Genomic DNA, 11,315 nt, shown 5'->3' with positions numbered 1-11,315 from the left:
TACTCGTCAACGATGCCTTGTCTGAACTGCTCGTTGTACTTCGTCATGTAAAACACCCCAAAGGTTGGACTAGTGTCCAACTTTTGGGGTGCAGTTCATGGTGCGCCTTTTTCGTTTTTTGCGGTACAGTCGCAGCACTTGCCGCACGTTCGGACACAGGCCCCGCGTACGGCCCTGTGTCGCATGAAACCAAGATGACGAAGCCGCCGAAAATCCCCGAATCCGTTCTCGTCGTGATCTACACGCCCGAACTCGACGTGCTCGTGATCAAGCGTGCCGACCAGCCCGATTTCTGGCAATCGGTCACCGGCTCGAAGGACGCGCTCGACGAGCCGCTCGCGCTCACCGCCGCGCGCGAGGTGGCCGAGGAAACCGGCATCGCGGTCGGCACGCCGGACGTGCCGGCCACCGCGCTCGTCGACTGGCATCACCGGATCGAATACACGATCTATCCGCAATACCTGCATCGCTATGCGCCGGGCGTCACGCGCAACGTCGAGCACTGGTTCGGCCTGTGCGTGCCGCATCGCGTCGACGTGACGCTGTCGCCGCGCGAGCATGTCGACCATGCGTGGCTGCCGTTCCGCGAGGCGGCCGCGCGCTGCTTCTCGCCGTCGAACGCCGAGGCGATCCTGCAATTGCCCGCGCGCGTGGCCCTCATGCGTGCGCCGCACGGTTCGTCCGCATGAATGCGGAGACCCGCAAGCGCTTCGCGCAATTGCGGCAGATGTTCCTGCAGGAGCGCGGCTCCGCGTCGCGGCTCGCGTTTACGGCCGGCAACACCGTGCGGCTGTGCGAAACCGGCGGCGAATTCTTTCAGGCGTTGATCGAACGGATCGATGCCGCCCGCGAGCAGGTGATGCTCGAAACCTACATCTTCTGCGACGACGAGGCCGGCCGCCCGGTGTCGGACGCGCTGATCCGCGCGGCGCAGCGCGGCGTGCGCGTGCGCGTGATCACCGACGGCATCGGCACCGCCCGCCTGCCGCTGTTCGACACATGGGCCGAGGCCGGCGTCGAGCACTGCATTTACAACCGCTTCCTGTTCGGCCGCTTCGGCTTCTCGCGCACGCACCGCAAGCTCGCGGTGATCGATCACGCGGTCGCGTTCTGCGGCGGCATCAACATCGTCGACGACTACACGCAGGGCAGCGCGACGCTGCCGTTCCCGCGCTGGGATTTCGCGGTCGAGATGGCCGGGCCCGCGGTGTCCGACGTGCGCGCCGCGTTCGAGCTGCAGTGGCACCGGATCCGGTTCGGCCACAAGCCGTATGCGCAGTACGCGGCCGGGCTGCATGGCGGCGAAGCGTTCCCGGACATGTTCCGGCGCTGGATGCGCAGCCACCGGTGGATCAAGGCCGGCGCGCTGCGGGTCGTGACCGAGCCGAGCGTCGCGTTCGTCGCGCGCGACAACGTCGTGAACCGCCGTGCGATCGAGAAGGCCTATCTCGCGGCGATCGGCCAGGCGCGCCAGCGGATCCTGCTCGCGAATCCGTACTTCATGCCGGGCCGCAAGCTGCGCCGCGCGCTGACGGGCGCGGCACGGCGCGGCGTCGACGTGCGGGTGCTGATCGGCCGCAAGGAGTTCACGGCGCTCGATACGGCCGTGCCGTTCCTGTATCACTCGCTGTTGCGCGCGGGCGTGCGCGTCGCCGAATACGACAAGACGATCCTGCACGGCAAGGTCGCCGTGATCGACGACAACTGGGCGACGGTCGGCTCGTCGAACCTGGACGCGCTGAGCCTGATGCTGAACAATGAAGCGAACGTCGTGCTGGTGCGCTACGATGCAGTGACGAACCAGTTGCGCGACGCGATCGCCACCGCGTTCGCCGAAGGCCGGGAGATCGACGCCGCGCACTACGCGGCGCGCCCGCGCGTCGAGCGGCTGCTGAACTGGCTGGCGTACAACACGTACCGCCTCGTGATGAAGGCGCTGACGGTCGGCGGTTACGACTGACGCAGACTAAGTATTCGCTTCAAAATATCTGTCCGCACGTTCGTGCGGAAAAGCCGCTCCGGTCCCGCCGGAATCGCGCAAAATAGCGGCTCGGTTAGACACCGGTTTCTAATAATTTCCTTGTTTCGCGAGCGGCCGCACTCAATAATAGTACGGCCGTTCGATTTTATTCGAACCCCCGAACGGTTACAGAAATAGCTATGCGAAAAGGCGAACAGACGCGTGCCGCGATACTCGAAGCTGCTTTGGACCTCGCCAGCCGTGACGGGCTGGAGGGGCTGACGATCGGCCTGCTGGCCGAGCGCATGCAGATGAGCAAGAGCGGCGTGTTCGCGCACTTCGGATCGCGCGAAGACCTGCAGGTCGAGGTCGTCCGCGAGTACCACCATCGTTTCGAGAACGAGGTGTTCTTTCCGAGCCTGCGCGAGTCGCGCGGTCTGCCGCGTCTTCGGGCGATGCTGGCGCGCTGGATCGAGAAGCGCATCCAGGAGCTGACGACCGGGTGCATCTACATCAGCGGCGCAGTGGAGTACGACGACCGGCCGGACAGCCCCGTGCGCGAGCAGTTGATCGCGAGCGTGACCGCCTGGCGTGCCGCGTTGCTGCGCGCCATTTCGCAGGCGATGGAAGAAGGGCATCTGCGCGCGGATACGGATCCGGAACTGATGCTCTTCGAGTTGTACAGCTTCACGCTCGGCCTGCATCACGACGCACGCTTCCTGCATTCGCCGGACGCCGTGCGCCTCACGTGGGCCGCGCTGGAAAAGACGATTGTTTCGTATCAGAGCGAGAGCCGTTAGCGGCGCGTGACCCGCCCGCCAGGAGCTCGAGCCGTTGCCCACCTTTGGAGAGAGTCATGGGACAGTACGCCGCGCCGCTGCGCGACATGCAATTCGTGTTGCACGAGCTTCTGAACGTCGAAGCCGAAGTCAAGCAAATGCCCAAGCATGCGGACCTCGACGCCGACACGATCAACCAGGTCCTCGAGGAAGCGGGCAAGTTCTGCTCCGAGGTACTGTTCCCGCTGAACCAGGTCGGCGACCGCGAAGGCTGCACGTATGAAGGCGACGGCGTCGTGAAGACCCCGACCGGCTTCAAGGAAGCGTATCGGCAGTACGTCGAGGCCGGCTGGCCGGCGCTCGGCTGCGATCCGGACTACGGCGGCCAGGGGCTGCCCGCGTTCGTGAACAACGCGCTCTACGAAATGCTGAACTCGGCGAACCAGGCATGGACGATGTATCCGGGCCTGTCGCACGGCGCGTACGAATGCCTGCACGCGCACGGCGCGCCGGAACTGCAGCAGCAATACCTGCCGAAGCTCGTGTCGGGCGAATGGACGGGCACGATGTGCCTGACCGAGCCGCACTGCGGCACCGACCTCGGCATCCTGCGCACCAAGGCCGAACCGAACGGCGACGGCTCGTACTCGATCAGCGGTACGAAGATCTTCATCTCGAGCGGCGAGCACGACATGTCGAAGAACATCGTCCACCTCGTGCTCGCGCGTCTGCCGGACGCGCCGCAAGGCACGAAGGGGATCTCGCTGTTCATCGTGCCGAAGTTCATTCCGGACGCGTCGGGCGAGCCGGGCGAGCGCAACGGCATCAAGTGCGGGTCGATCGAACACAAGATGGGCATCCACGGCAACTCGACGTGCGTGATGAACCTCGACGGCGCGAAGGGCTGGATGGTCGGCGAGCCGAACAAGGGCTTGAACGCGATGTTCGTGATGATGAATGCCGCGCGCCTCGGCGTCGGCATGCAGGGCCTCGGCCTCACGGAAGTCGCGTACCAGAACTCGCTGACGTACGCGAAGGAACGCCTGCAGATGCGTTCGCTGACGGGCCCGAAGGCACCGGACAAGCCGGCCGACCCGATCATCGTGCACCCGGACGTGCGCCGCATGCTGCTCACGCAGAAGGCGTACGCGGAAGGCGCGCGTGCATTCACGTACTGGTCCGCGCTGCAGATCGACAAGGAACTGTCGCACGCCGACGAAGCGGTGCGCAAGGAAGCAGCCGACCTCGTCGCGCTGCTCACGCCGATCATCAAGGCGTTCCTGACCGACAACGCGTTCGAGTGCACGAACCACGCGATGCAGATCTACGGCGGCCATGGCTTCATCTCCGAGTGGGGCATGGAGCAGTACGTGCGCGACGCGCGGATCAACATGATCTACGAAGGCACGAACTCGATCCAGTCGCTGGACCTGCTCGGCCGCAAGGTGCTCGGCGACATGGGCGCGAAGCTGAAGAAGTTCGGCAAGCTCGTGACCGAATTCGCGGAAGCCGAAGGCGTGAAGCCGGAGATGGCCGAGTTCATCAACCCGCTCGCCGACATCGGTGAAAAGGTGCAGAAGCTGACGATGGAAATCGGCATGAAGGCGATGCAGAACCCGGACGAAGTCGGCGCGGCCGCCGTGCCGTACCTGCGTACCGTCGGTCATCTGGTGTTCTCGTACTTCTGGGCGCGCATGGCGCGTCTCGCGCTCGACAAGGAAGCGTCGGGCGATCCGTTCTACAAGTCGAAGCTCGCCACCGCCCGTTTCTACTTCGCGCGTCTGCTGCCCGAAACGGCATCGACGATCCGCGCCGCGCGCGCCGGTTCGAAGACGCTGATGGAAGTCGACGAATCGCTGTTCTGAAGCGAGTCCGGGCGGTGCGCGCCGCGCGCCGCGCCGCCCGAACGCAACGGTTCCTGGTACTCACTTCGCCGTGCAGCCCTCACATTCCGCGCTGCACGACACTATCCGGAGACATCCCGTGAGCAATTTCCTGATTCGCAAGGTCGCCGTGCTGGGCGCCGGCGTGATGGGCGCGCAGATCGCCGCGCACCTCGTCAACGCGCGCGTGCCGGTGCTGCTGTTCGACCTGCCGGCCAAGGAAGGCCCGAAAAACGCGATCGCGCTGAAGGCGATCGAGAACCTGAAGAAGCTGTCGCCCGCGCCGTTCGGCGTGAAGGACGATGCGAAATACCTCGAAGCGGCGAACTACGAAGACGACATCGCGAAGCTCGCCGAATGCGACGTCGTGATCGAGGCGATCGCCGAGCGGATGGACTGGAAGCACGACCTGTACAAGAAGGTCGCACCGCACATCGCGCCGAACGCGATCTTCGCGACCAATACGTCGGGCCTGTCGATCACGAAGCTGTCCGAAGGATTCGCGGACGAGCTGAAGGCGCGCTTCTGCGGCGTGCACTTCTTCAACCCGCCGCGCTACATGCACCTCGTCGAGCTGATCCCGACCGCGCATACGCGCCCGGAGATCCTCGACCAGCTCGAAACCTTCCTGACGAGCGTCGTCGGCAAGGGCGTCGTGCGCGCGAAGGACACGCCGAACTTCATCGCGAACCGCGTCGGCATCTTCTCGATCCTCGCGGTGATCACCGAGGCCGCGAAGTTCGGCCTGCGTTTCGACGAAGTCGACGACCTGACGGGCAGCCGCCTCGGCCGCGCGAAGTCGGCGACGTTCCGCACCGCGGACGTGGTCGGCCTCGACACGATGGCGCACGTGATCAAGACGATGCAGGACAACCTTGCCGACGATCCGTTCTTCCCGGTCTACCAGACGCCTGCCGTGCTCGCCGAACTGGTGAAGCAGGGCGCGCTCGGCCAGAAGACGGGCGGCGGGTTCTACAAGAAGGAAGGCAAGGCGATCAAGGTGCTCGACGCGAAGACGGGCAGCTACGTCGATTCGGGCGCGAAGGCGGACGAAACCGTCGGCCGCATCCTGAAGCGCCCGCCGGCGGAACGCCTGAAGCTGCTGCGCGAGACGGACCATCCGCATGCGCAGTTCCTGTGGTCGATCTTCCGCGACGTGTTCCACTACATCGGCGTGCATCTCGAGTCGATCGCCGACAACGCGCGCGACGTCGACCTCGCGATCCGCTGGGGCTTCGGCTGGAACGAAGGCCCGTTCGAAGGCTGGCAGGCCGCCGGCTGGAAGCAGGTCGCCGAGTGGGTGCAGGAAGACATCGCGGCCGGCAAGGCGCTCGCGAACGTGCCGCTTCCGTCGTGGGTGCTCGAAGGCCCGGTCGCCGAGCAGGGCGGCGTGCACACGGCCGAAGGCTCGTGGGCGCCGGCATCGAAGCGCTTCGTGCCGCGTTCGGACCTGGCCGTGTACCGCAAGCAGGTATTCCGCGCGCCGCTGCTGGGCGAAGCCGGTGCCGATCCGAAGACGTACGGCAAGACGCTGTTCGAGACCGACGCGGTGCGGGCATGGGTCGACGACCGTGCCGGTGAGGACGACGTCGTGATCGTGTCGTTCAAGTCGAAGATGAACACGATCGGACCGAGCGTGATCGACGGCCTCGTGCAGGCGATCGAACTCGCGGAGCAGGACTACAAGGGCGTGGTGATCTGGCAGCCGACGTCGCTGAAGCTCGGCACGCCGGGCGGCCCGTTCTCGGCCGGCGCGAACCTCGAAGAGGCGATGCCCGCGTTCATGATGGGCGGCGCGAAGGGCATCGAGCCGTTCGTGAAGAAGTTCCAGGAAGGCATGCTGCGCGTGAAGTACGCGAACGTGCCGGTCGTCGCGGCCGTGTCGGGCATCGCGCTCGGCGGCGGGTGCGAACTGATGCTGCACAGCGCGAAGCGCGTCGTGCACGTCGAGAGCTACATCGGTCTCGTCGAAGTGGGCGTCGGCCTCGTGCCGGCCGGCGGCGGCCTGAAGGAAGCGGCGCTGCGCGCAGCGGACGCCGCGGCGGCCGCGAACGCGACCACCGACATCCTGAAGTTCGTCACGAAGTCGTTCGAGAACGCGGCGATGGCGAAGGTGTCGGCGTCCGCGCACGACGCCCGTGCGATGGGCTACGTGAAGCCGTCCGACACGATCGTGTTCAACGTGTTCGAACTGCTCGACACCGCGAAGAAGGAAGCGCGTGCGCTGGCCGACACCGGCTACCGCGCACCGCTGCGCGCGAAGGACGTGCCGGTCGCGGGCCGTTCGGCGATCGCGACGATCAAGGCATCGCTCGTCAACATGCGTGACGGCCGCTTCATCAGCGACCACGACTACCTGATCGCGAGCCGCATCGCCGAAGCCGTGTGCGGCGGCGACGTCGAAGCCGGCAGCCTCGTCGACGAGGAGTGGCTGCTCGCGCTCGAGCGCCGCGCGTTCGTCGAGCTGCTCGGCACGCAGAAGACGCAGGAACGGATCATGGGCATGTTGCAGACCGGCAAGCCGGTGCGTAACTGAGCGAGCAGACAAGGAGTCTGAAATGAGCAAACAACTGCAAGACGCATACATCGTCGCCGCCAGCCGCACCCCGATCGGCAAGGCCCCGCGCGGTGTCTTCAAGAACACGCGCCCCGACGAGCTGCTGGTTCACGCGATCAAGTCGGCGGTCGCGCAGGTGCCGGGCCTCGACACGAAGGTGATCGAGGATGCGATCATCGGCTGCGCGATTCCGGAAGCCGAGCAGGGCCTGAACGTCGCGCGCATGGGCGCGCTGCTCGCGGGCCTGCCGCAGACGGTCGGCGGCGTGACGGTCAACCGCTTCTGCGCGTCGGGCATCACCGCGCTCGCGATGGCGGCCGACCGCATCCGCGTCGGCGAATCGGACGCGATCTTCGCGGGCGGCTGCGAATCGATGAGCATGGTGCCGATGATGGGCAACAAGCCGTCGATGTCGCCGCACATCTTCGATCGCAGCGAAGACTTCGGCATCGCGTACGGGATGGGCCTGACGGCCGAGCGCGTCGCCGAGCAGTGGAAGGTGAGCCGCGACGACCAGGACGCGTTCTCGGTCGAATCGCACCGCAAGGCGCTCGCCGCGCAGCAGGCCGGCGAATTCGGCGACGAAATCGCTGCGTACACGCTCACCGAGCGGTTCCCGAACCTCGCGACCGGCGAAGTCGACGTGAAGACGCGCGAGATCAAGCTCGACGAAGGTCCGCGCGCCGATACGTCGCTCGAAGGCCTCGCGAAGCTGCGCACGGTATTCGCGAACAAGGGCTCGGTCACGGCCGGCAACAGCTCGCAGACGTCGGACGGCGCGGGCGCGCTGCTCGTCGTGTCGGAGAAGGTGCTGAAGGAATTCAACCTGACGCCGCTCGCGCGCTTCGTGAGCTTCGCGGTGCGCGGCGTGCCGCCGGAAATCATGGGGATCGGCCCGAAGGAAGCGATTCCGGCCGCCCTGAAGGCCGCCGGCCTGAAGCAGGACGATCTCGACTGGATCGAACTGAACGAGGCGTTCGCCGCGCAGTCGCTGGCGGTGATGCGCGATCTCGGCCTCGATCCGTCGAAGGTCAACCCGATGGGCGGCGCGATCGCACTGGGCCACCCGCTCGGCGCGACCGGCGCGATCCGCGCGGCGACCGTCGTGCACGGCCTGCGCCGCCGCAACCTGAAGTACGGGATGGTCACGATGTGCGTCGGCACCGGCATGGGCGCCGCGGGCATCATCGAACGCCTGTAAGCGGGACGCGACGACAAGCGACGACGGTGCGCGGGCCACGAGCTCGCGCACCGTTTTTTCATTCCGGTAGAGACAGTCAAAGGAGACGGTTGTGGCCGACATTCAAGTGGAACGCGCCGACGGCGTGATGACGATCACGATCGCGCGCCCGGCGAAGAAGAACGCGCTGACGGCGGCGATGTACCAGACGATGGCCGATGCGCTCGCCGACGCGCAGGAAGACAAGGCGACGCGCGCGATCCTGCTGCGCGGCAGCGACGGTAATTTCAGCTCGGGCAACGATCTCGAGGATTTCCTGAAGTCGCCGCCGAAGGACGACACCGCATCGGTGTTTCAGTTTCTGGCGCGGATCAGCAGCGCGAGCAAGCCGGTCGTGGCGGCGGTGCCCGGCATCGCGGTCGGGGTCGGCGTGACGATGCTGCTGCACTGCGATCTGGTTTATGCGGCCGACACCGCGACGTTCTCGCTGCCGTTCGTGCAGCTCGGGCTGTGCCCGGAAGCCGCGTCCAGCGCACTGCTGCCGCGCCTGGCCGGCCATCAGGTCGCCGCTGAGAAGCTGCTGCTGGGCGAGGCGTTCGACGCGCTGGAAGCGCACCGGATCGGCATCGTCAACCGCGTGCTGCCGGCGGCCGAGCTCGACGCATTCGCGGCGAAGCAGGCGGCGAAGCTTGCAGCGCTGCCGGCGGCATCGTTGCGTGTGACGAAGGCGCTGCTCAAGGATACGGGCGGCGTGGCGACGCCCGCGCGGATGGCCGAGGAAGCGCGCCATTTCGCCGAGATGCTGCGCGCGCCGGAGGCCCGCGAGGCGATGACGGCGTTCTTCGAGAAGCGCAAGCCGGATTTCCGTCAGTTCGACTGACGGAGCAGGCCGCGCCGGCGGTGGATCGCCGGTGCGCGGCTTGGCGCGCGATCAGGCCGTGCCGTAGTCGACGTGGCCCGTTTCGCGGCAGAAGCTGACGAGCCGCAAGCCGGCCGCCTTCGCGATTTCGATCGCGAGCGACGACGGCGCGGAGATGGTCGCGACCAGCGGGATGCCGACCCGCGCGGCCTTGCGCACGAGCTCGTAGCTCGCGCGGCTCGACAGGAACACGAAGCCGTCGGTGGTATCGGCGCGCGCCAGCACGAGCGAGCCGATCAGCTTGTCGAGCGCGTTGTGGCGGCCGACGTCCTCGAATGCCGTGCGGATCGCGCCTGTTGCATCGCACCACGCGGCCGCATGCAGCCCGCCGGTCAGTTTCGTCAGCGCCTGATGCGCGGGCAGCGCATGCGCGGCGCGCGCCAGCGCGTCGGGCGCGAGGCGCGCGAGAAAGCCGGTGTCAGGCACGCGTTCGGGCGCGAGGTCGAGCAGGTCGATGCTCTCGATGCCGCAGACGCCGCAGCCCGTGCGCCCCGCGAGCGCGCGGCGCCGGTCCTTCAGCGCGGCGAACGCCTGCTGGACGACTTCCAGATGGACTTCCGCATGCGGTAGCGGCGCGTCGGCATGCAGGATCACCTCGATGTCCTTGATGTCGCTGCCGCGCGCGACGATCCCTTCCGAGATCGCGAAGCCGACCGCGAACGCTTCGAGCTCGCATGGCGTGCACATCATCACCGCGTGCGAGATGCCGTTGAAGACGAGTGCGACCGGCCATTCCTGGCCGACGAAGTCGTGCGCGGTCTCGACCGCGCCGCCGCGCGTGCGGCTCACGGGCAGCTCGATCGCGCCGCGCGGTTCGTCGCGCAATGCGTCGCGCGGTGCGTCTGATTGGGTCGGATTCACGAGCACTCCCGTCGATTCGAAGCGCGGCCGGCGACGATCGTGCCGCCGCCCGCGCGCAGAGGTTCTAAAATACCCCAGGCAAGCCGGCCGCGCCGGCATCCGCCACGTCAGGTAACGATCATGGGACTCAGCGACGCTCCGTTGCTCTTCAACTTCGAACACGATTCGTCGGAAAACTTCACGTACATCCCGATGATCGTGCGTTTCAATCTCGATCGCTTCGGTCTGCGGATTTCGCTCGAACAGTGGCAACTGCTGCCGCTCGAGGACCGCAAGCTGCTCGCGCGCTTTCCGGCCGACGACGACACCGCGATCGAGCCCAACTTCGATCACGCGCTGTTCGAAATGCTGCGCACGCACGCCGATCTGGAGCCGTCATGGTTCCAGCCGGACGAGCAGCCGGCCTGGCGCGCCGTCGACGCGGTACCGGAGTCGCTCGTGCAGCAGAGCGCGCTGGCCGGACTGCCGGCGCCCGCGCTCGCGCAGTGGCAGCGGCTTGCGCCGTTCCAGCGCTACGTGCTGGTCAAGCTGTCGCGCAAGCCGACGCTGAATCACGATTTCGTGCCCGCGATGCGGGAGTTCGGGCTGACGGCCACGCACTGACGGCCGCCTGCCGCGCCGCGGCACGGCGCTTGCCCGCCGTCAGAGCGGCGGCAGTTGCCGCGGCTTGCGGTCCGGGCCGGTCGCGACGTAGGTGAGCGTCGCTTCGGTGACTTTCACGACTTCGCCCATCAGGCGCATGCGCTGCGCGTACACCTCGACGTCGACCGTGATCGACGTGTTGCCGGTGCGCATGATGGTGGCATAGAAGCTCAGCAGATCGCCGACGAATACCGGCTGCTTGAACACGAACGAATTGACCGCGACCGTCGCGACGCGGCCGTTCGCGCGCTGGCTCGCGGGAATCGAGCCAGCGATGTCGACCTGCGACATGATCCAGCCGCCGAACACGTCGCCGTGAACGTTCGCGTCGTGCGGTTGCGGGACGACGCGCAGCGCGGGCTGCTTCTGCGGGAGTTCGAGGGTCGAATCGGTCATGGCGGGGGCTTTCATCCTGTAATAAACGAGCCGCCGCGCGCAGGCTGGCCGGCGAGGCCGCCGGCAGCGGCGCGAAGCGGCTTCTGCGACAATACAACGTTCGCAAATTGTACGAGAAAGCGCGCGAGCCGGCCGCCG

10 protein-coding genes are annotated in these 11,315 nt (G+C 66.7%); 8 read left to right on the top strand and 2 right to left on the bottom strand.

All coding sequences use genetic code 11. The features are described from left to right. The first annotated feature begins 194 nt into the window (after positions 1–194). The 7 genes from nudB (at position 195) to HWX55_RS30360 (ending at position 9,239) form a co-directional block, all read left to right on the top strand. A complete protein-coding gene (gene nudB / locus HWX55_RS30390) occupies positions 195–689 on the top strand; it encodes a dihydroneopterin triphosphate diphosphatase (protein WP_124556496.1) in 495 nt (164 codons plus the stop codon). Beyond that, positions 686–1,960, top strand: a complete 1,275-nt coding sequence (gene clsB / locus HWX55_RS30385; RefSeq protein WP_175978391.1) for a cardiolipin synthase ClsB — start codon at positions 686–688, stop codon at positions 1,958–1,960. The genes nudB and clsB overlap by 4 nt, the downstream gene beginning before the upstream one ends. A gap of 200 nt (positions 1,961–2,160) precedes the next feature. Then, positions 2,161–2,760, top strand: a complete 600-nt coding sequence (locus HWX55_RS30380) for a TetR/AcrR family transcriptional regulator (protein ID WP_175978390.1) — start codon at positions 2,161–2,163, stop codon at positions 2,758–2,760. Positions 2,761–2,816: 56 nt separating this feature from the next. Then, a complete protein-coding gene (locus tag HWX55_RS30375) occupies positions 2,817–4,604 on the top strand; it encodes an acyl-CoA dehydrogenase C-terminal domain-containing protein (protein WP_124504616.1) in 1,788 nt (595 codons plus the stop codon). A 118-nt stretch (positions 4,605–4,722) separates the two neighbouring features. Then, positions 4,723–7,158 (top strand): 3-hydroxyacyl-CoA dehydrogenase/enoyl-CoA hydratase family protein, encoded by a 2,436-nt coding sequence (locus tag HWX55_RS30370; protein ID WP_175978389.1) that lies wholly within the window; start codon positions 4,723–4,725, stop codon positions 7,156–7,158. Positions 7,159–7,180: 22 nt separating this feature from the next. Then, entirely contained in the window at positions 7,181–8,380 is a 1,200-nt protein-coding gene (locus HWX55_RS30365) for an acetyl-CoA C-acyltransferase (RefSeq protein ID WP_175978388.1), read from the top strand. Positions 8,381–8,471: 91 nt separating this feature from the next. Continuing rightward, a complete protein-coding gene (locus HWX55_RS30360) occupies positions 8,472–9,239 on the top strand; it encodes an enoyl-CoA hydratase (RefSeq protein ID WP_175978387.1) in 768 nt (255 codons plus the stop codon). 51 nt (positions 9,240–9,290) lie between these two features. Here the strand turns inward: HWX55_RS30360 and fdhD are convergent, their stop codons facing one another. Then, entirely contained in the window at positions 9,291–10,145 is an 855-nt protein-coding gene (gene fdhD / locus HWX55_RS30355; RefSeq protein ID WP_175978386.1) for a formate dehydrogenase accessory sulfurtransferase FdhD, read from the bottom strand. A gap of 114 nt (positions 10,146–10,259) precedes the next feature. Between fdhD and HWX55_RS30350 the strand changes: the two genes are divergently transcribed. Then, entirely contained in the window at positions 10,260–10,742 is a 483-nt protein-coding gene (locus HWX55_RS30350; RefSeq protein WP_175978385.1) for a nitrate reductase associated protein, read from the top strand. A 39-nt stretch (positions 10,743–10,781) separates the two neighbouring features. Here the strand turns inward: HWX55_RS30350 and HWX55_RS30345 are convergent, their stop codons facing one another. Further along, positions 10,782–11,177, bottom strand: coding sequence for an acyl-CoA thioesterase (locus HWX55_RS30345; protein ID WP_006485741.1), 396 nt, complete (start codon positions 11,175–11,177; stop codon positions 10,782–10,784). Positions 11,178–11,315 lie beyond the last annotated feature (138 nt).

The sequence above is a fragment of the Burkholderia sp. BCC1047 genome, from assembly GCF_902833155.1.
GTDB lineage: Bacteria > Pseudomonadota > Gammaproteobacteria > Burkholderiales > Burkholderiaceae > Burkholderia > Burkholderia sola.
The sequence above is the reverse complement of the archived record's forward strand: the minus strand, read 5'-3'. Positions and strand labels throughout refer to the sequence as shown.

Excerpts from the sequence above, each read along its gene's own strand:
- HWX55_RS30345 (WP_006485741.1), bottom strand. The coding sequence starts at position 11,177 with ATGACCGATTCGACCCTCGAACTCCCGCAGAAGCAGCCCGCGCTGCGC.
- clsB (WP_175978391.1), top strand. The coding sequence starts at position 686 with ATGAATGCGGAGACCCGCAAGCGCTTCGCGCAATTGCGGCAGATGTTC.
- nudB (WP_124556496.1), top strand. The coding sequence starts at position 195 with ATGACGAAGCCGCCGAAAATCCCCGAATCCGTTCTCGTCGTGATCTAC.
- HWX55_RS30375 (WP_124504616.1), top strand. The coding sequence starts at position 2,817 with ATGGGACAGTACGCCGCGCCGCTGCGCGACATGCAATTCGTGTTGCAC.
- HWX55_RS30380 (WP_175978390.1), top strand. The coding sequence starts at position 2,161 with ATGCGAAAAGGCGAACAGACGCGTGCCGCGATACTCGAAGCTGCTTTG.
- HWX55_RS30365 (WP_175978388.1), top strand. The coding sequence starts at position 7,181 with ATGAGCAAACAACTGCAAGACGCATACATCGTCGCCGCCAGCCGCACC.
- HWX55_RS30350 (WP_175978385.1), top strand. The coding sequence starts at position 10,260 with ATGGGACTCAGCGACGCTCCGTTGCTCTTCAACTTCGAACACGATTCG.